This is a genomic window from Kutzneria kofuensis (assembly GCF_014203355.1).
In the GTDB taxonomy this organism is placed as follows: domain Bacteria; phylum Actinomycetota; class Actinomycetes; order Mycobacteriales; family Pseudonocardiaceae; genus Kutzneria; species Kutzneria kofuensis.
The window spans coordinates 146,809-166,973 of the sequence record NZ_JACHIR010000005.1 but is presented as its reverse complement, the minus strand read 5'-3'; the positions used below and the strand labels follow the sequence as shown (position 1 = coordinate 166,973).

The 20,165-nt window shown below is 73.4% G+C and carries 15 protein-coding genes; all 15 read left to right on the top strand.

All coding sequences use genetic code 11. From position 1 onward, the window contains the following. The first annotated feature begins 65 nt into the window (after positions 1-65). The 15 genes from BJ998_RS46375 to BJ998_RS46305 all read left to right on the top strand — a co-directional run bounded on the left by BJ998_RS46375 (position 66) and on the right by BJ998_RS46305 (position 20,123). Positions 66-848 (top strand): thioesterase II family protein, encoded by a 783-nt coding sequence (locus tag BJ998_RS46375; protein ID WP_184870595.1) that lies wholly within the window; start codon positions 66-68, stop codon positions 846-848. A gap of 32 nt (positions 849-880) precedes the next feature. Continuing rightward, positions 881-6,115 (top strand): type I polyketide synthase, encoded by a 5,235-nt coding sequence (locus tag BJ998_RS46370; protein ID WP_184870594.1) that lies wholly within the window; start codon positions 881-883, stop codon positions 6,113-6,115. Then, positions 6,112-6,423, top strand: coding sequence for a phosphopantetheine-binding protein (locus tag BJ998_RS46365; RefSeq protein WP_184870593.1), 312 nt, complete (start codon positions 6,112-6,114; stop codon positions 6,421-6,423). The genes BJ998_RS46370 and BJ998_RS46365 overlap by 4 nt, the downstream gene beginning before the upstream one ends. Positions 6,424-6,566: 143 nt before the next feature. Continuing rightward, positions 6,567-9,116, top strand: a complete 2,550-nt coding sequence (locus BJ998_RS46360) for a type I polyketide synthase (RefSeq protein ID WP_184870592.1) — start codon at positions 6,567-6,569, stop codon at positions 9,114-9,116. 10 nt (positions 9,117-9,126) lie between these two features. Then, positions 9,127-10,035 carry a glycosyltransferase family 2 protein gene (locus BJ998_RS46355; protein ID WP_184870591.1) on the top strand — a complete coding sequence of 303 codons (909 nt, stop codon included), beginning with the start codon at positions 9,127-9,129 and terminating at the stop codon, positions 10,033-10,035. Further along, positions 10,032-11,036 (top strand): radical SAM protein, encoded by a 1,005-nt coding sequence (locus BJ998_RS46350; RefSeq protein WP_184870590.1) that lies wholly within the window; start codon positions 10,032-10,034, stop codon positions 11,034-11,036. Before BJ998_RS46355 ends, BJ998_RS46350 begins: the two co-directional genes overlap by 4 nt. Further along, complete coding sequence (locus tag BJ998_RS46345; RefSeq protein WP_184870589.1) at positions 11,033-12,025, top strand: radical SAM protein; 993 nt, start codon at positions 11,033-11,035, stop codon at positions 12,023-12,025. The genes BJ998_RS46350 and BJ998_RS46345 overlap by 4 nt, the downstream gene beginning before the upstream one ends. Then, positions 12,006-13,037, top strand: coding sequence for a radical SAM protein (locus tag BJ998_RS46340; RefSeq protein ID WP_184870588.1), 1,032 nt, complete (start codon positions 12,006-12,008; stop codon positions 13,035-13,037). Before BJ998_RS46345 ends, BJ998_RS46340 begins: the two co-directional genes overlap by 20 nt. Continuing rightward, positions 13,037-14,113 (top strand): glycosyltransferase family 2 protein, encoded by a 1,077-nt coding sequence (locus tag BJ998_RS46335; RefSeq protein ID WP_184870587.1) that lies wholly within the window; start codon positions 13,037-13,039, stop codon positions 14,111-14,113. Before BJ998_RS46340 ends, BJ998_RS46335 begins: the two co-directional genes overlap by 1 nt. Next, positions 14,034-15,041: a DUF362 domain-containing protein gene (locus tag BJ998_RS46330; protein WP_184870586.1), complete on the top strand. Its 1,008-nt coding sequence runs from the start codon at positions 14,034-14,036 to the stop codon at positions 15,039-15,041. Before BJ998_RS46335 ends, BJ998_RS46330 begins: the two co-directional genes overlap by 80 nt. A gap of 1 nt (position 15,042) precedes the next feature. Continuing rightward, complete coding sequence (locus tag BJ998_RS46325) at positions 15,043-16,131, top strand: radical SAM/SPASM domain-containing protein (protein WP_184870585.1); 1,089 nt, start codon at positions 15,043-15,045, stop codon at positions 16,129-16,131. Next, positions 16,128-17,009: a glycosyltransferase family 2 protein gene (locus BJ998_RS46320; RefSeq protein ID WP_184870584.1), complete on the top strand. Its 882-nt coding sequence runs from the start codon at positions 16,128-16,130 to the stop codon at positions 17,007-17,009. The genes BJ998_RS46325 and BJ998_RS46320 overlap by 4 nt, the downstream gene beginning before the upstream one ends. Then, positions 16,991-18,130: a glycosyltransferase family 4 protein gene (locus BJ998_RS46315; protein ID WP_184870583.1), complete on the top strand. Its 1,140-nt coding sequence runs from the start codon at positions 16,991-16,993 to the stop codon at positions 18,128-18,130. Before BJ998_RS46320 ends, BJ998_RS46315 begins: the two co-directional genes overlap by 19 nt. Further along, positions 18,127-19,053 (top strand): 5'/3'-nucleotidase SurE, encoded by a 927-nt coding sequence (gene surE / locus BJ998_RS46310; protein WP_184870582.1) that lies wholly within the window; start codon positions 18,127-18,129, stop codon positions 19,051-19,053. The genes BJ998_RS46315 and surE overlap by 4 nt, the downstream gene beginning before the upstream one ends. Before the next feature lie 32 nt (positions 19,054-19,085). Then, complete coding sequence (locus tag BJ998_RS46305; protein ID WP_184870581.1) at positions 19,086-20,123, top strand: TRM11 family SAM-dependent methyltransferase; 1,038 nt, start codon at positions 19,086-19,088, stop codon at positions 20,121-20,123. The last annotated feature ends 42 nt before the right edge of the window (positions 20,124-20,165 follow it).

Genomic DNA, 20,165 nt, shown 5'->3' with positions numbered 1-20,165 from the left:
CGAGAACACCCGCGTCGACCACAGCCCCGCCCGGCCCACGGGTCCGATGTCCGGGCGGCGACGCGATGACCGCCTCGCCGGGCACCGGGGTGGCGGCCGACTGGTTCGTGCGCCTGCCCGGCGGAGAACCGGGCGGCGTGCAGGTGTTCGCGTTCCCGCACGCCGGGGCCGGCTGTGCCGCCTTCGGCGAGTGCACGGCGGAGCTGTCCGGCGTGCTCGACGTGTGGACGGCCAACCTGCCCGGTCGGCAGGCGCGGTTCCTGGAGCCGTGCCGCACCGAGATCCAGCCGCTCGTCGCCGAGCTGGCCGACGCGCTTCCGTCCTATCGGGACGGTCGGCCGTACGGCATCGTCGGCTACTGCGCGGGCGCACTGCTGGCGTACCTGCTCACCGCCGAGCTGCAGCGGCGCGGCGCCGAGCCGCCGGCCCGGCTGGTGCTCGTCTCGTACGCCACGCCCGGCCGCGTGCCGGCCGACCCGGACCTGCACACGCTGCCGTCCGCGCGGTTCTGGGAGCGGATCAGCGCGCTGGGCGGGGTGCACGAGCGGCTCGCCGCCCACCCCGACGCCCGGCAGGTGTTCGAACCCGCGCTGCGCGGCGACTTCACCCTGCTCGCGGGCTACCGTCCGGCGGCGGACGAGCCGGTGCTCGGCGCGCCGATCAGCGTGGTCGCCGGCCGCGACGACCCGCTGCTGGACGTGGCCGAGCTGACCCGGTGGCGGGACCGCACCGCCGGCGACTTCCGGCTGCACCTGATCCGCGGCGGGCACTGGCTGCTGGAGGACGAGCCGGCCGGGCTGGCCGCGGCGCTGGCCGAGCAGCTCGCCGGCGCCGCCCGCGGCCGGTGAGCCGCCGGCCCGAGCAGAAGGAGCCCATCGCCGTGGATTCGAACGAGCCGATCGCGATCGTCGGACTGGCCGGCCGGTTCCCGGGCGCGCACGACGTCGAGGGGTTCTGGGACATCCTGGTGCGGGGCCGGTCGGAGTTCACCCGGTTCACCGAGGCCCAGCTGCTGGACTACGGCGAGGACCCGCGGCTGGTCGCGCACCCGGACTACGTGGCGGTCCGGCCGGTGATGCCGGACATCAAGACGTTCGACGAGAAGCTGTTCGGGATGACCCCGCGGCAGGCCGAGATCCGCGACCCGCAGTACCGGGCGTTCCTGGAGACCGCGCACGCGGCGCTGGAGAACGGCGGCTACGACCCGCACGCCTACTCCGGCCGGATCGGTGTGTACGCGGGGGCCAACGGCAACCGCTACCGGATCGACTCGATCGAGCCGGCCACCGACATCGTCGCGACGGTCGGCTGGGAGGCCATCGACTTCTCCAACTGGCCCGACTACCTGTCCACCTTCGTGTCGTACAAGCTCGGCCTGCGCGGCCCGAGCCTCGGCGTGCAGACCGCGTGCTCCACATCGCTGGTCGCGGTGCACCAGGCGTGCATGGCGCTGCGGGCCGGGGAGTGCGACATGGCCATCGCCGGCGGCGTCGACATCGAGATGCCGCTGTGCCGCGGATACCTGTACGTGGACGGCGGGGTCCGGGCGAGGGACGGCATCCCGCGGCCGTTCGACCGGGACGCGTCCGGCACGAACTTCGGGTCCGGGGTGGGCGCGGTGCTGCTGGTCCCGCTCAGCGCCGCCCAGGCCGCGGGCGACCACATCTACGCGACCATCGTCGGGTCCGCGGTGAACAACGACGGCGACCGCAAGGTGGGGTTCACCGCGCCGAGCGCCGAAGGACAGAGCGCCTGCATCGCCGCGGCCATCCGGCAGGCGGGGGTGGACCCGCGGACGATCTCGTACATCGAGGCGCACGCCACCGGGACCCGCCTGGGCGACCCGATCGAGCTGACCGCCATGGCGACGGCGTTCAAGCAGGTCGCGGACGGGCCGTTGCCGTCGGGGTACTGCGGTGTCGGGTCGTTGAAGGGCAACGTGGGGCATCTCGGCCAGGCGGCCGGCATCGTCGCGCTGATCAAGACCGCGCTGGCGATGGAGCGGGCGGTCATCCCCGGCACCGCGCACTACCGCGCCCCGAACGGGGAGTTCGACCTGGGCGGCAGCCCGTTCTACGTGACGGCCGAGAACCGGCCGTGGCCCCGGGTCCCCGGCCTGCCGCGGCGGGCCGGGGTGAGTTCGTTCGGGATCGGCGGCACCAACGCGCACGCGGTGCTGGAGGAGGCGCCGCTGCCTCCGGCGACGAAACCGGTGCGGCGGGCCGAGCTCGTGGTGTGGTCGGCGGTCGAGGACACCGCCGAGCAACAACTGGTGGGGCGGCTGGCCGAGCACTTCGCCGGGTCGGACCCCGCCACCTTCGCCGACGCGGCGCACACGTTGCGCGTGGGCCGGACTCCGCGCGCACACCGGGGAGCGGTTGTCGCCACCGGACCGGCCGAGGCCGGCGACCTGGTCGGTTCGTCCCGCACGCTGCGCGGCGACGACCGGTCGCGGGCCGTGGTGTTCTGCTTTCCCGGTCAGGGAGCCCAACATCCGGGCATCGCGCGGACGCTGTACGAGACCGAGCCGATCTTCCGACGCGGCTGTGACCAGGCGTTCGAGGTCCTGAGCCCGTTGCTGGGCACGGACCTGCGCTCGCGGTGGCTGACCGCGCAGGAGCCGGCGGACCTGAGCGACACGCTCGTCGCGCAGCCGCTGCTGTACGTCATCGAGTACACCCTCGCGCACTACCTGATGTACCTGGGCGTGCGGCCCCGGGTGGTGCTGGGACACAGTCTCGGGGAACTGGTCGCCGGTGCGGTGGCGGGCGTGTTCGGATTCGAGGACGGGCTGCGCGCGGTGGCCGCCCGGGCGCAGGCGCTCGGCACTGCGCCCGCGGGCGGGATGCTCGCGGTAGCCGCCGAACCGGAACAGGTGCTGCCGGTCGTCGACGAGAAAGTCACCGTCGCGGCGGTCAACAGCGCCCGGCAGGTCGTGCTCGCCGGCACGGACGCGGACCTCGTCGAGGCGGCTGAGCGGCTGCGGGCCGCCGGGATCGCCAGCAGGCGGATGGCGGTGTCGCACGCCTTCCACACGCCGGCGACCGCCGACGCCGCGCGGCGGTTCGCCGACGCCCTGGCGGGCCTGCGGCTCAAGCAACCCAGGCTGACGCTCGTGTCCGGCTGCTCCGGCCAGACCGTCGACCCCGCGGAGGCGGCGTCACCGGAGTTCTGGGCGCGGCAGCTCACCGAGCCCGTCCGGTTCGCCGACGCCGTCGACCACGTGCTGGCGACGGCCGGGACGCCGTTCGCGGTCGAGGTCGGGCCGCCGGTGCTCGGCGGTGCGCTGCGGGACCAGGCCAAGGCCGCGGACCATGACGCCGTGGTCGTCGCGGCCCTGCCCGGCGCGCGCCGGGCCGGCGACCCGACGGCGTTCCCCACCCTGCTGGGCCGGCTGTGGGTGCACGGCCAGGACATCGACTTCCACCGGTACGACAACAACGGCGGCTACCGGCGCGTCCCGGCGCCCGGATACCCGTACCAGCGCCGTCGGCACTGGATCGACCTCGCGCGGCACCGCACGGGCGCGTCCGCCGCCCGGAGCCGGCCCGCGGTGACCGGGCAGCGGCGGGGATACGCCTTCGCGGAGATGGACTGGGTGCGGGCGGCCGGCCCGGCCGGCGAGCCACAGCCGGGCGGCGTGCTGGCGGTCCTGCCCGCCGAGCCGGTGGCCGATCCCGTGCTGGCCGCCCTCGACAGCACCGGACGGCCGGTGCGCGCCGTCCGCACTGAAGGGTCCACCGTGGACTGGACGGCCGTGTTCGACGACTGCGCGCGATCGACCGAACCGCCCGAGCTCGTGGTGCACGGTCTGGCCCTGCGGCTGCCCGCCGAGACCGGCCTGGACGACATCGACGAGCAGCTGGACCAGGGCCTGCACGGCCTGCTGGCCTGCGCGGCGGCGTGCGCGAGGTACCAGCGGCGGCTGCGCCGCCCGGTGACGTTGTGCGTGCTGACCAGGTACGCCGTGGACGTGTCCGGCGACGAGCCGGTCAACCCGGCGGCCGGCATGCTCGTCGGGGCCCTGCGGACCATCGAGCGCGAAGCGCCCGGCGTCCGGTGCGTGACGGTCGACCTGGGACCACACGTGAACCCGAGATCCCTCGCCGCCGAGCTGGCGGAGTTGGGGGGGTTGGGGGAGGCGCAGGTCGCGCTGCGCGGCGCGGTCCGCTGGGTGCCTCGGCTGCGCCTGCTGCGCGGCGGCCCGACCGGTCCCGGCCGACTGCGCGCGGACGGCACGTACCTCGTGACCGGCGGCCTCGGCGGCCTGGGGCGGGAGGTCGCGGCGATGCTCGCGGACGTCCAGGCGCGGCGGATCGCCCTGGTCGGTCGGACGGCGTCCGAGGACGATCCGGCTGTCCGGCCGTGGCTCGAACGGATCCGGCAGTCCGGGGCCGAGGTCGAGGTTTTCGCCGCGGACGTCGCTGACGTCGCCGCGATGCGCGCCGTGGTGCGGGACGTGGTCGCCCGGTTCGGGGAGATCCACGGCGTGCTGCACTGCGCCGGCGTGCCCGGCGGCGGCCTGTTCGAGCAGCGGTCCACGGCCGATGTGCGGCGCGTGCTGGCCCCGAAGGTCCGCGGCGCGCTCGTGCTGGACGAGGTGCTCGCCGGGCAGCCGCTGGACTTCGTGCTGCACTTCTCCAGCCAGGCCGGCCTGGCCGGGCTCTACGGCAGCGCCGACTACGCGGCCGCCAACGCCTTCCTCGACGCGCACGCCCGTGCCCGCATGCCCCGCGACGGGCGGACGGTGTCGGTGGCGTGGCCGGCCTGGGCGGAGGTCGGCATGGCCGTCGGGTCGCCGGTCGCCGGCCGGCCCGTGGCCGGAGCGGAGTGGCAGGTCACCCGCACCTTCGAGCCCGGCCGTGACTGGGAACTCGACGAGCACCGGGTCAAGGGCCGCCGGGTGTTGCCGGCGACCGCGGTGCTGGAGCTGATCTGCACCGCCGCCGCGCGGCGCGGGCTGTGGCCGGCGGGGACCGCGGCCGAGGTCAGGGAGCTGACGTTCGTCACGCCGATCGTGGGGGACGACCCGGTCGAGGTGCGGGTGACGTTCACCCCGTCGGCCGGCCGCCACGACGTCCGCGTGCACGCCCGGCACCCGGCCGACGGTCCGGAGTGGACGGAGCACGCGCGTGGTTCGATCGGCCCCGGCCGGGCCGCCGTGCCGGCGGCGGTCGACGTGGCCGCGCTGGCCGCGACGCTCGACGAGGCCCCGCCGGTCCAGCTCTCGTCGTGGATCGACTTCGGCCCCCGCTGGCAGGTCGTCGGCGGCGTGCGCCACCGAGACGGGCGCTGGCTGGCCGAACTCGGCCTGCCCGAAGAGTTCCACGCCGAACTCGCCGACCATCCGCTGCACCCCGCCCTGATCGACGTGGCGACGTCGGTCAGCGACCGGGCGGGCCGGGACTACCTGCCGTTCTGCTACCGGCGGTTCGAGTGGTTCGCGCCGCTGACCGCGCGGATCGCCGTGCACGTGACCAGGAACGCGGCGGTGGACCGCCGCTACGAGATGGACTTCGACATCCTCGACGCCGCCGACGGCCGGGTGCTGGCCACCGTGACCGGGTTCGTGCTGCGCGAGGTCCAGCCGTCGGAGTTCGTCGAAACACCGCCCTCGGCGCCGACGGACCGTGCGGCGCTGTCGCCGGCGGACGGCGTACAGGCGTTGCGGGACCTGCTGACCTTGCCGCTGCCGCCGTACGTGCTGGTGACACTGCCGGACAACCGGGCGCTGCCCGTCCGCGACCTGTGGCTGCGCGACACCGCTGACGACCGCCCCGACCCCGTTGCCCCGGCGGCGGATCCGCGGCCCGTGGCCCGACCGGTGGAGCGCCGGCCCGCCGGCACCCCGGACGGAGCCGAGGAGATCGAGCTCATGGTGGCGGAGATGTGCGCGCAGACGTTGGGAGTCGGCCGGTTCGGGGTAGGGGACGACTTCTTCGGGCACGGCGGGGACTCGCTGTCGGCGGTCCAGCTCGTGTCCCGGATCAACCTGCGCTGGGGTGTGGAGATCAGCGCCGTCACAGTGTTCGACCGCAGCACGCCCGAGCTGCTGGCCGCGGAAGTGCTCGCGCTGCGCGAACCAGCACCGGCCGACCCGGGGGTAGCCACATGACCGACCCGTTGACCGCGATCGCCGCGGGGGCCACGGATCCGGGGACCCTGACCGACGCGCTGATGGCCAGCTGCCGCCGCCGGCTGGCGCCCCGCGATCTCACCGAGGACGACGGCTTCTTCGAGGCCGGCCTGACGTCCATGAAGGTGGCCTCGGTGGTGGTCGACCTGAAGCGGGTCGGCGTCCCGGTGGCGCTGCTGGACTTCTTCCAGTTCCAGAACGTCCGGCTGCTGGCGGTGGAGCTCAGCGCCCGGATGAGCGGCGCGCCCGTGCCGGCCGACGACGACGCGTTGCCCTGGGACACCTGACCGGCCCGGCCCCTTCTTTTGGGGACGTGTTAGGGGCACCCGGCCGGAGCCATGCTGGCTGGAGCGACCCAACTTCCCGGCCGGGCCGGCCGGCACCGCGCCGCGGTCGCCGGCCGCGAGCAGTCACCGGAGGAACGACCACAGTGGACCAGGCGGAACCGGTAGCGATCATCGGCATGGCCGGGCGCTTTCCCGGTGCCGACGACGTCGGCGAGTTCTGGTCGAACCTGGTCGCCGGCCGCGCCAGCTTCGTGCGCTTCGACGACGACCTCCTGGTCGCGCACGGCGAGCCGCCGGAGCGGGTGGCCAACGACGCCTACGTCCGGGTGCGGCCGTGCCCGCCGGCCATGGACCTGATGGACACCACGCTGTTCGGGATGACCGACCAGGACGCGCGGCTGCGCGACCCGCAGCACCGGGTGTTCCTGGAGATCGCCCACGCGGCCCTGGAACACGCCGGCCACGACCCGCACGGGCACCCGGACCGGATCGGCGTGTTCGCCGGCGCGAACGGCAGCCGCTACCGCGCCGAGAACCTGGAACGGTCCGGGACGGCCGCGTCGGTGGGCGAGCGGGCGGTGGACTTCGCCACCCATCCGGACTACCTGCCCACCTTCGTGTCGTACAAGCTGGGGCTGCGCGGCCCGAGCATGGCCGTGCAGACCGCGTGCTCCACCTCGCTGGTCGCGGTGCACGTCGCCTGCACCGCCCTCCGGGCGGGGGACTGCGGGCTGGCGATCGCCGGCGGGGTGGACCTCGAGCTGCCGGTGTGCCGCGGATACTCCTATGTGGACGGTGGGCTGACCGCCCGGGACGGCGTGCCCCGGCCGTTCGACCGGGACGCCACCGGCACCAACTTCGGCTCCGGCGTCGGGGCAGTCGTGCTCAAGCGGCTGTCGTCGGCGCTGGCCGACGGCGACCGGGTGCACGCCGTCGTGCTCGGCTCGGCGGTCACCAACGACGGCGACCAGCGGGCCGGGTTCGCCACTCCCGGCGTCGCCGGCCAGGCCGACTGCGTGCACGAGGCGATGACCCGCGCGGGCGTGGACCCGCGCGGCGTGTCCTACGTGGAGGCGCACGGCACCGCGACGCGGCTGGGCGACCCGATCGAGGTCGCCGCGCTGACCAAGGCCTACCGACGCCTGGCCGGTGACGCCCCGCTGCCGACCGGCTGGTGCGGCATCGGCTCAGTGAAGGGCAACGTCGGTCACCTGGGACAGGCCGCCGGGATCACCGGCCTGATCAAGGCGGTGCTGGCGCTGGCCCACGAGGCCATCCCGGCCAGCCTGAACTTCCGGGAACCGAACCCGGAGCTGAACCTGGCCGGCGGCCCGTTCTTCGTCAACGACACGCTGCGGCCGTGGCCCCGGCAGCCGGGATCGCCGCGGCGGGCCGGCGTCAGCTCGTTCGGCGTCGGCGGCACCAACGCGCACGTCGTGCTCCAGGAGGCGCCGGAACCCGACGGCCGCGACACGCCCGCGCGGGACCGGGAACTGATCGTGTGGTCCGCGATGGACGGTGTCGCCGCGGACCAGTTGCGGGAGTCGCTCGCCGGATACTTCGCCGACCTGGCCGGCGCGGAGTTCGCCGACGCGGCTCACACCCTCCGGGTCGGCCGCACGCCTCGGCCGTATCGCGGCGCGGTGCTGGCCAGGGACGGCAAGGAGGCCGCCGAGCTCCTGCGTGCTGACAACGTCAGCCGCGGGAACGGCTCGCGCCCGGTCTGGCTTCGGTTCGCCCCGATGGGCCCGGAACAGCTGACGTCCGCGCGGCGGGGCTACCACGGCGAGCCGGTCGTCCGCACCGGCTGCGACGCCGCTTTCGACCTGCTGCGGCAATTGTTGGACGTCGATCTGCGCGCACTGTGGCTGGCCGACGACGGTCCAATTGACGCGGATGCCTTGGCGCCATTGCAGTTCGTCGTCCAGTACACCTTCGCGCACTACCTGATCCATCTCGGCGTCCGGCCCGCGCTGCTCACCGGGCAGGGCATCGGCGAACTGGTCGCCGCCGCCGTCGCGGGGGTGTTCGGGATGGCGGACGGGCTTCGCATCGCCGCCGCGCTGGCGTCGGGAAGCGAGGACCGGTACGCGGATGCCTTGGCGGCCAGCACACCGCGGCTGCCGCGCCGGCAGCTGGCGTTCGCCAGCACCGGTGGGCCCGTGCCGGCCGAAGATGTTGCCACCGTGTCGTTCTGGGCCGCCTGGCGTGACCGTGAGGCGCACTCGGGCGTGGTACCCGACGACGCCCTCGTCGTGGAAATCGGCGCCGGCACGGTGGATGAGGCGCTCGTCGAGCTGTGGACCGCCGGGCAGCCGATCGACTTCGGGCGCCGTGACGCCGGTCGCGGCTACCGGCGGGTGCCCGCGCCCGGCTACCCGTACCAGCGAACGCGGCACTGGGTCGACGTGCCCGCGCAACCGCAGCCGGCCCGCCCGGCGCCCGAAACCGACGACGTGGCCGGGGTTCTGCTGTCGATGTGCGCGCAAACCCTCGACCTGCCGGAGCTCGGCCACCAGGACGACCTGCTCGATCTGGGCGTCGACTCGTTCGGCGCGATCCGGGTGGCGATGTGCGTGCAGGAACGGTTCGGCGTGGAGCTGGACCCCATCACGGTGTTCGAACTCGGCACCGTCGAACGAATCGCGCGGACGGTGACCGAGTCGCGTGACAACCGGACAGCGGCGAAGTGACGGGGGTGTCATGGCAGAAGCCAGTACCGGAGCCGGGATCGCCGACGTGTCGGTGTTCATCCCGGCCCACAACGCGGCCCGCACGGTGGGCCGCTGCGTCGAGACCACGCGCCGGTGCGTCGGCGCGGACGTGCGGATCGTCGTGATCGACGACCGGTCCACCGACGGCACCGGCGACATCGCCCGGCGGGCCGGCGCGGAGGTGGTCAACACCCCGCCCGGCACCGGCGGCCTGGGCACCGCCCGCAACCTCGCCCTGCGCAGCTGCCGCACCCGGTACCTCGCGTTCCTCAACTCCGATTGCTACCCCCACCCGGACTGGCTGCGGGTGCTGCACGCGGAACTGACCGCCGCGGGCGCCGTGATCGCGGGTGGCCGGCAGGACGAGTTGCGCGACGGCACGATCGCCGAGCGGTGGAAGGCGGTGCACCTACGCCAGGACCTCGGCGACCGAGACATCGACGACCCCGACTTCCTGTCCGGCGGCAACCTCGTCATCGACCTGACCCGCCTGCACGGCACCGACTTCGATCCGGCCCACACCATCGCCTACGAGGACGTCGCGTTCTGCCGCAAGCTGCGCGCCGCCGGGGAGCGCCTGGTCTATCGGGCCGCGGCCGCCGTCGACCACGACCACCACGAGACGCTGCGAACCCTGCCCCGCAAGGTGTGGTCCTACGGGGCGTTCAGCACCTCGGTCGGTCCGTACCACGGCGTGGGCGGGGCGCTGCGGGCCTTCGTGCGTATGCACCGCCGGCCCCACGACCAGATCCGCACCGCGATCAGGGCCGACCTGAAAGCGGCCCGCCTGGGCTTCCTCGCCGTCGATCTGGGCCTGCTCGCCGCCTCGCTGACGATGTTCGTCGCCGCGGGCGTCCGCACGTCCCCGCCCGCCCCTTCAACCCGAGGACAACGATGAGCAACAGCTTCCCGCGAGTGATGATCTTCCCGATCACCATGACGTGCAACAGCAAGTGCCGCAGCTGCGGCATCTGGCGGCTGCCCGAGTCGGACAAGGAGCACTCCGGCGCCGACCTGCTGGCCAAGGTGGAGAGCGACCCGTTCCTGCGGGCGCACGTGGAGTCGGTGAACCTCAGCGGCGGCGAGCCGTTCACCCATCCCCGGATCGCCAGGCTGATGCTGGGCATGCTGGAGAACTACGAGCGGATCAAGGAGATCTGCATCAACACCGACGGGCACCTCAAGCGCGAGATCAAGGACGCGCTCGAGCTGACCCTGCCGCGGTGCCGGGAGCGCGGCGTGAAGCTGCGGGTCTACATCTCCCTGGACGGCATCGGCCAGGCGCACGACCGGCACCGCCGGCACCCGGGCGCCTTCCAGCTGGCCGACGAGGCGCTGAACTTCCTGGCCGCGCAGGCCAAGGAGTGGCCGGACACGCTGCGGGTGACCGCCAGCTTCACCATCACCGACCGCAACGTCAGCCAGATCCTGCCGGTGTTCCACTACGTCCGGTCGCTGGGCGTGCGGGTGGACTACAACCTGGCGGCGCGGCCCGAGGTGTTCATCGGCGGCGCCGGCCTCGAGCGCCGGTTCCAGGTCAGCGACGAGCAGTTCCAGCAGGTCCGGGCGGCCATCGCGGAGGTCTGCCAGCACCCGGAGAACATCAACTTCTCCAGCCGGTTCTACAACACCATGCTGGAGACGCTGGAGAGCGGCCGGCGCCAGCGCGGCTGCTTCTTCCCGGACAAGGGCTTCGTGCTGATGCCCGACGGCAAGGCCTACATCTGCGGCACGTTCCTCGACTTCTTCATCGGCAACCTGCTCACCGACGACTTCCAGTCCATCTGGGAGGGCGCGGACCGGCGCAGCTGCCGGGAGAACCTGATCCCGGGCAAGTGCGAGTCCTGCTTCTCGAACTCGTACGAGGACTGGGATCTTGCGGTTGGCGCGCTGGTATGAGCACCGCCGTCGGCCCGGAGCGGGCCACGGCGCGGCGGTCCGGCGACGGCATCCTGATCATGTCGCTGGCCACCGCGTGCGGGTGCGACTGCGTGTTCTGCGGGCTGCCCGACAGCCGGCCGCACACCGTGCTCGACCGGTCGGCGCTGGTCACGGCGCTGGAGCACCCGCCGGACGGGGACCGCTGGGAGGAGGTCAACATCACCGGCGGGGACCCGCTGGTGATCCCGGCCGCCCGCCGGCTGTTCCCGGACCTGCTGGCCCGGCGTGACCGCTACGAGCGGCTGAGCGTGTCCAGCGCGGGCGTCCCGGCCGGGCCCGCGCTGACCGGCCTGCAGGCCCTCGACGACGGCCACCCGCTCGACCTGTACGTGTCCCTCGACGGGGTCGGCGAGGTGCACGACCGGGTCCGGCGCCGGCCGGGCGCGTTCGCCGAGGCGACCCGGTTCGTGGCCGAGGCCCGCCGGCGCGAGAACGTGCACATCGCCCTGACGTGCGTGATCAACCGGCTCAACGTGGACCGGCTGGACGAGCTCGCCGACTACGCCGAGGCGCAGCGCCTGCCGGTGTCCTACGCCGTGGTCAACCGGTCCGACCACTACATCAACAGCCTGCCGCTCTACCAGGACGTCAGCCTCGACGCCGAGCAGTCGGCGCGGGCCGTCGACTTCCTCACCCGGCGCAGCCGGCAGCGCCTGGACACCGACCTGCGGCGGGTGCTTCGCGGCGAGCCGCGGGAGCTGCCGTGCCGGTTGCTGCACAAGGGCGTGCTGCTGACCTCCGACGGCGCCACCGCGATCTGCGGGACCAGCCAGCGGATGGTGCTCGCCGAGAAGCTGCCGTCCGACGGGGCGGAGCTGGCTCCCGCGTGGACCGCGGCGCTGGACCGCCGGCCGCAGCTGCTGGCGGCCGGCGCCGGGCAGACGTGCCAGACCTGTACCACCAACTGCTTCGCGTGGAGGACCTCCGATGGACCAGTACCCTCGTGACCCCGCGATCGGCTGGCCCGAGGTCGCGGTCCTCCCGGTGACGTACCTGTGCAACGCGCACTGCGACATGTGCGCGTTGGGCGACCTCAACCAGCGTGAGCGGCTGTCCGACGACCGGCTCGCCGAGATCTTCGGCCACGCGTCGGTGGCGGACACGCTGCGGGCCATCAACTTCACCGGCGGCGAGCCGACCCTGCGCAAGGACCTGCCGCAGCTGGTGGCCCGGCTGGTCGACTCGTGCCCCAACCTGGAGAGCTTCTCGCTGAACTCCAACGGCATGCTGCGGCCGAGCTTCGAGCGCATCCGCGGCGTGATCGACGTGGCCCGCTCCCGCGGCAAGAAGCTCTACCTGTTCATCAGCCTGGACGGCGTGGGCCGGCTGCACGACGAGATCAGGGGTGTCCGGGGGGCCTTCGAGAAGACCGTGCGGACCATCGACGCGGTGCGCGCGCTGAACGTGCCGGCCACGCAGCTGAGCCTCGGCGTCTCGGCCACGGCCACGTACAAGAACATCGACCATCTCGGCGACGTGCTCCAGTTCGCCGTGGAGCGGGACATCGCGGTGTCGTTCACGTTCCCGATGGAGACCGACGTCTACATGAACAACGCCGACCGGGTCGGCCGGTTCCACGCCGACCGGGAGATGGTCGACCGGTTCGTGGCGTTCCTGGACACGCTGGAGCCGCACGCGGACCGGATCAGCCCGCCGATGTCGTTCTACCGCAGCCTGCAGGCGACGCTGCGGGGGGAGCGGCGCACCGCGCCGTGCATCTTCCAGCGCGGTGGCTTCTTCCTGGAGCCCACCGGCGAGGTGCGGCCGTGCTGGCGCTCGTCGGACCTGCTGTTCGGCTCGGTCGCGGAGAACACGTTCGAGGAGGTCTGGTTCGGCGACCAGCGGCGTCGGATCGTGCAGACCATCGAGGAGGACTTCTGCAGCAGCTGCCCGAGCCCGTGCTACGTCGGGTTCCCGTCGCCGCTGCTGGGGCCGCCGCCGGTCGTGGGGAGCGGCTGATGGCCGGGATCAGCGTGGTCGTCATCTGCCGCAACGAGGCCCGTTACCTGGACGGGTGTCTCGCGGCGATCCGGGGGGCCGCCGAGCACACCCGGATGGCCGTGCAGGTGGTGGTCGTGGACGGCCGGTCGACGGATGCGACGGTCGCGGTCGCCACCGCCTGGCGGCCCGTGCTGGACCTGGACGTCGTGCGGTGCACCCGCGCCGGCTACGCCCACCAGCGCAACGCCGGCGTCGCCGCGGCCCGCCACCCCTGGGTGGCCTTCGTCAGTGCGGACGTGCGGGTCGGTCCGGACTGGCTGGCCGAAGTGGAGCGTGTGCCGGTCCACGAGTACGACGTGCTGCTCGGCCGGTTCACGCTGACCACGCCGCCCGGCCGCCGGCCGTGGCTGGCCGCGCTGACCACGACCGTCTACCCGACGTCCACCGACGATCCGTTCGTGGAACGGTGCAGCACCGTGCATCTGCTGGCCCGCAAGGAAATCCTGGCGGCGGTGCCGTTCGACGAGCGGCTGCCCGCCTGTGAGGACAAGGATCTGGCGGTGCGCCTTCGGGCCGTCGGCGCGCGGGTCGGTGCCCTCGGCCACCGGCCGGAGCACATCGCGCGGGAGAGCGTGCCCGCCGCGTTGACCAAGCTGTACCGGGAAGGCGTCGCGCTCGGCCTGCTGGCGCGCCGGCACGGTCCCGGCTTCCCGGACCTGTTCGGCTGGCGGCGGGCCACCATGCGGTCGGCCGCGTGTCTGCTCGCCGGTGCCGCGGTGGCCGCGGCGGTGCCGAGCGTCCCGGCCGTGCGGCTGCTGGCCGGCGCGGCGCTCTGGATCGCCGCCGGTGCCCGCAATCCGCGTGGATGGTCCAAACGCGACCGGCGGTTTCCGGTGCTGCCGCTGGTCGGGCTGCACGCGGCCGCGATGACCGCGGCCGGCGTCGGCTACCTGGTCGGCCGGATCCGGCCGGCCGCCTCCGAGGACGTGACGGCACCGGTGAGGGAGGGACAGGATGGGCGAGCACGTGTACGCGCTGCCGGCGCAGATCGCGGAGGTCAGCCGGGACGCCACGCTGCTGCGCAGGTTCCGTGACCTGCTCGCGCGGCTGCGCCCGGAGGAGGCGTTCGGCGCCCGCGACAAGATCGCGATCAAGATGCACGTCGGCGGCCCGGACAGCTACACCACCGTGCACCCGCAGTTCGTGCGAGCGCTGGTGGACCGGTTCGCCGACCGGGACAACTTCCTCTACGTGGTCGACGAGCACCGCGCCGTGCGCACGGCCTGGCAGCGCGGCTACACGCAGGAGACGCTCGGCGCGCCCGTGTACCCCATCTCCGGTGTGGTGGACCGCTACCTGGAGGACCGGGCGGTCACCGACTCGCCGTACTTCGACGAGATCAAGGTGTCCGGCATGGTCGCCCACGCCGACGGGCTGATCGTGGTCTCGCACGCGAAGGGGCACGCATCCTGCGGATTCGGCGCGGCGATCAAGAACATCGGCATCGGCTGCGTCGCGCAGCAGACGCGCAACCACATCCACACCTTCGAGAACCACGACAACTGGCGACTGGACGTGCTGGAGCGGACCGAGCGGCCGCACGAGGCGCTCGCGCAGGACACCGACGGCGGCCGGCACTTCTCCTACGCGCTGGCCCGCTCGGCCCACGAGGTGCTGCGCGGCTTCGAGCGGGAGAAGGTGCTGTGCCTGAACGTGGCGCTCAACGTGCACCCGTACTGCGACTGCTGGGGGCTGTCGTCGCCGTCGTTCGTCCCGGACATCGGGCTGTTCCTCGGCCACGACCCGGCCGACGTGGACGAGGCGACGCTGCGGGCGGTGCAGGACGCCCCCTTCGTCCCGGCCGCGCTGCCGGACTTCATGGTCCCGGCCGACGCCGCCCGCACCGAGTCCGGGCACACCCTGGAACGCCTGCACGGCAAGAACCCCTGGCACGCGATCGAGGCCTTCCGGCTGCTGTCCGCTGCCACCGCGCGGGAACCCGCGGCCGAAGGAGGAGGATGACATGCAGATCGTGCAGCAGCACATCCAGGACCACCGCGAGGAGTTCCTGGCCGCGTACCGGGAGCTGCGCCCCATCGGCCGCTTCGAGATCGAGGTGCGGCTGGACTGGCGCTGCAACGCCAAGTGCAAGTTCTGCGGCGTGTGGAAGTACAGCCGGGACGGCATGCTGCCGGTCAGCCGGTGGCAGGAGCTGTTCGACGAGCTCGCCGGGCTCGGCCTGGCCCACGTGCTGTTCACCGGCGGCGAGCCGATGCTGTACCCGGACTTCCTGCCGATCATCGAGCACGTCGACTCGCTCGGCGTGCACACCGCGATCATCACCAACGGCAGCCTGCTCGACGAGGAGCGGGTCCGGCGGCTGGCGGCGCTGAAGGGACTGGAGCAGATCACCGTCTCGCTGGACAGCGCCGATCCGGCGGTGCACGACGAGGTCCGCAAGATGCGCGGACTGTTCCGGCGCGCCACCAAGGGCATGGCCCGGCTGCGCGAGCTGGCGCCGCACATCCGGTTGGTGGTCAACACGGTCGTGTCGGCCTCCACCGCCGCCACGGTGAAGGACCTGCTCACGCTGCCGGTCACCCCGGACCACCTCCGGGTGTTCCCGGTCGGCCTGGACATGGCGTGGCTGGACTCGCTGTCCGGGGTGGCGGAGAACGACTGGGGGCCGTGGGCGGACGAGGCGAAGACCGAGCGGCTGACCGACGAGGCCGTCGCCGAGGTGCGCGGCCACCTGCGGGAGTTGGCCGAGCGGGCGGCCGAGGCCGGGGTCAGCGTGGAGCTGGACCGGCTGCACCACGACGGTCCGTTCACCGGCGACTGCGTGGTTCCCATGGGGCACTTCGTGATCCAGCCGGACGGCGACGTCTACCCGTGCTGCCACGTGCAGGACGAGCCCAACCGGATCGGCCGGCTGGCCACCCAGTCGGTGGCGGAGATGCTGGCCGGCGACGCGTACCGGAGCTGCCTGGCCAACCTGCGACCGGCGACCCTGCCGGCCTGCCGGAGCTGCTCGCGGTACCGCAGCTTCAACGAGGAGGCCGGCCGGCTGACCATGATCGGGATGCCGAGCGTGGCCGGGGGCCCGGCGTGACCACCGGCGTGTCGGTCATCGTCCCGTCCTACGAGGCGTGGCCCATCCTGCACCGCACGCTGGCCGCGGTGGTGCACGACTGCCGGCTGCTGGCCGCGCCGTGGGAGGTCCTTGTCGTCGACAACGACAGCGGCGCGGAGTTCCACCGGCGGGCCGGCGAGTTCGTGCGGCACAACGACGGCGTCCGGCTGGTCGCCCGGCGCGACCTGGCCGGCCGGAACTTCCAGCCCGGCGCCGCCCGCAACCTCGGCGTGGACCACGCCCGGCACGAGTGCCTGGTGTTCCTCGACGCGGACTGCATCCCCGCCGAGGGCCTGGTCGAGACCTACCGGCGGCTGGCCGGCGGACGGCGCGACACCGTGTTCGTCGGCCACCGGGTGTTCGTCGACAGCGCGCCGGTCGGAGCCGACGAGCTGGCCGCCGACCGCGGGTTGCTGGACAAGCTGGAGCCGGTCGCGTCGACCAGCAACTACGGCAGCCCGGTGGAGCGCCGGATGCCCGAACTGCTCGCCCTGGCCGACCATCCCCGCCCGTACGACTGCATGTACGCGTGCAACATGGCGATGCACCGGGACTGCCTGGGCGAGCTGAGGTTCGCGGCGGTGTTCGACGGGCGGTGGGGGTACGAGGACATCGAACTGGGCTACCGGCTGCACGAGGCCGGCCGGAAGTTCCGGTACGTGCCGGAGGCTGCGGTGTACCACCAGGAGGGCGGCTCGCTGTCGCCGGCGGATCGGGCCGCCGGCCGCCGGCACAACTTCGCCATCGCCGACACCATGATCGACGGGTTCGCCCGCTACCGGCACGGCATCAGCCGGCGCGGCGCGGTCCCGACCCGGTCCGAGCACGGAGGCGCCGGGTGCACCTCGGACTCATGACACCCGAGTGGTTCGAGGACGAGCCCGGCGGCGGCATCGGCACGTACTGCCGGGTGACCGCGGCCGCCGTGGCGGCGCTCGGCCATCGGGTGACGGTCTTCGCCGCCACCGCGCGGGACGGCCGCGCCGCGGACGCCGGCGTGCGGCCCGTGGTCTGCGACCCGGCTGACGCGTTCGGCTGCGCGCAGGCGTTCCGGGACGCGTGGCTGGACCTGCCGGCGGCGGACCGGCCGGACGTGATCGAGGCCGCCGACTACTGCGGTGTGGCCGCGCTGGTGGCCGAGTCGCCGGGCGCGCCGCCGGTCACCACCCGCCTGCACCTGCCGTTGGAACTGCTGATCCGCCGTAACGGCGGCGGCCGCATCTACCGGGACGACCAGCGGCGAATGGACCTGGAGCGCCGGCAGGTCCGGCACTCCGCCCAGCTGACCAGCCCCAGCCGGTGGCTGGCGCGGGAAGCCGTCGCGCTGTGGGACCTGCCGGAGCCACCTGTGGTCATCCCCAACCCCGTCGCCGCGGACTGGCTGGTGCCGGCGCCCGCAGCCCGCCGCGACGGGCCGCCACGGCTGCTGTACTTCGGGCGGATGGAGCACCGCAAGGGCGTGCTCACCCTCGCCGAGGCGGTCGCCCGGCACTTCGCCGCGCCGGCCGAACTGACCTTCGCCGGCGGCGACACCCGCTGGCAGGGTCGGTCGGTCACCGACCTCGTCCGCGACCGGCTGCAGGATCGGCCGGCCGGGGTGGATTGCCGCTTCCTGCCGGCGCAGCCCCCGGCGGCGATGCGCGCCGAGATCGACCGGTGCGACCTGGTGGTGCTGCCGTCCCGGTACGAGAACTTCCCCTACACGTGCCTGGAGGCGATGGCCCGGGGCAAGCCGGTGCTGGCCACGGCCGGCAGCGGGTTCGACGACATCGTCCGACCCGGGCGCACCGGCTGGTTGGTCCCGCCGGACGACCCGGACGCGCTGGCCGACGCCCTGGCGGCGTGCCTCGCCGACCCGGAGCGGCTCGCCCTCGCCGGCCGGGAGGCCCGGCGGGACGTCGCCCGGCTCGTCGCCGGCCAGGTGGTCCCGACGCTGGTCGCCCGCTACCGCATGGTCGTGAAGGAGCCGGTGGGATGAGCGCGCAGCCGCTGGTGCTGGTCACCAACGACGACGGCATCGCCGCCACCGGCCTGGTGTCCGCGGCCCGGGCGGTGCGGGCCGCCGGCGCGCGGCCGCTCGTGGTCGCGCCGGACCGGGACCAGTCGGGCAGTGCCATGGCGCTGGGCGAGTTCGCCGGCGTCTGGGTCCGGGCGGACGAGGTGGACTGGTCCGGCCACGGGTTGGCCGGCGTGCCGGTGTACCAGGCCCCCGCCTACCCGGCCACGCTGGTGACGCTGGTCGCGAACGGCGCGCTGGGGTCGCGGCCGGACATGGTGCTCGCCGGCGTCAACCACGGCGCCAACACCGGCATCGGCGTGGTGCACTCGGCGACCGTGGGCGCCGCGTTGACCGCCGGCCTGGCCGGCATCCCCGCCCTGGCCGTGTCGGTCGGCAGGCAGTCCAAGGAGGTCCGGTGGACGCTGTGCGAGCAGGTCGTCGCCGCGGTGGTCGCGGCGCTGGCGCTGGAGCCGGTCCCGCCCGGTGGGGCGCTGAACGTGAACCTGCCGGCGGCGCCGCCGACCGACCCGGCGGGCGTCGCCTGGCGGCCGCTGGCCACCTTCGGCACCTCTATTGGACGGCTGGAACGGCGCACGGAGCCGGGCGGCGCGACGGCGGTGCGCATGGTGTTCGACCAGACCACGCGGGAGCTCGATGCCGATGGCGACAGTGGTGCGCTCCTGCGCGGCGAGGTCACGTTGACGTGGTTGGCACTGCCGCACGCCCCGCGGCCCGACGCCGGCTGGCGCGGTCGGCTGCTGGAGCGGATCCGCGACCGTTGGCCGCGCGGCGGTTCGCCGGCGGCCGAGATCGCGACCGGCCACCGGCTGGTAGGATCACAGCCCCGGCACATCCCCGAAAGTCTTCAGGAGCAACCCGAACATGCCGTCCGAAGTCCGTGACGTCCGCGTCACCCCGAGGGCGGGGAGCTGAGATGCCGGAGTACGCGATCCTCATCTCGCCGTCCACCAACCGGGTCTACGCCGAGACCGCGCAGCAGATGATGCGCAGCGAGATCGGGGTGTTCGGGCAGACCATTCTGGACGGTCGGGTGCACGAGCTGGCCGACACCACCATCGGCGGCGTGCCGTACCTGCGCATGGTGGCCGACGATCTGTCCGATGAGGACATCTCGGCGCTGTCCAACCTGTCCTCGGTGTACGCGCTGTTCGAGGTGCGCGGCGAGCTGTTGAAACCGTTGCCGTTCACCCCGTTGGACCGGTTCTCCAGCGACCTGCTGACCATCCAGAAGTACGTCGGCAAGACCAACGAGCAGTTCACCAAGCTGCTGCTGAACGTCACCGCGGTGTCCACCGACGCGCCCCGGGACTTCCTGAGCCGCCCGCTGCGCGTGTTCGACCCGATGTGCGGCCGCGGGACCACGCTGAACCAGGCCAGCATGTACGGCTTCGACGCGTACGGTGTGGACATCGACGGCAAGGACTTCGAGGCGTACTCGCACTTCATCCGCACGTGGCTGAAGAACAAGCGGCTCAAGCACACCGCGCAGACCGTGCCGGTGCGGCGCAACCGCGAGATGCTCGGCCGCCGGCTGGAGATCGGCTTCGGCGTGACCAAGGAGCTGTACAAGGCCGGCGAGGTCCGCACCATCGACTACGTCAACGCCGACACCCTGCGGGCCCGGGAGTTCTTCGGCCGGGACAGCTTCGACATCCTCGTCACCGACACGCCCTACGGGGTGCAGCACGGCTCGACGCGGGAGGACGCGCTGTCGCGCAGCCCCCTGCGGCTGCTGGAGAGCGCCGTGCCGGTGTGGGTCCAGCTGGTGCGTCCCGGCGGCGCGCTGGGCCTGTCGTGGAACACCTATGTGGGCGATCGGGACGCCCTCGCCGGGATCCTGCGCGACAACGGGCTGCAGGTTCAGGACTCGGACGCCTATCTGGGTTTCCGCCACCGGGTGGACCAGGCGATCGTGCGTGACCTGATCGTGGCGCGCAAGCCCGCGAACTGACCCGGGCGACGCCCCCTTCGCGGGCGCGCCGGCTCGCGGACG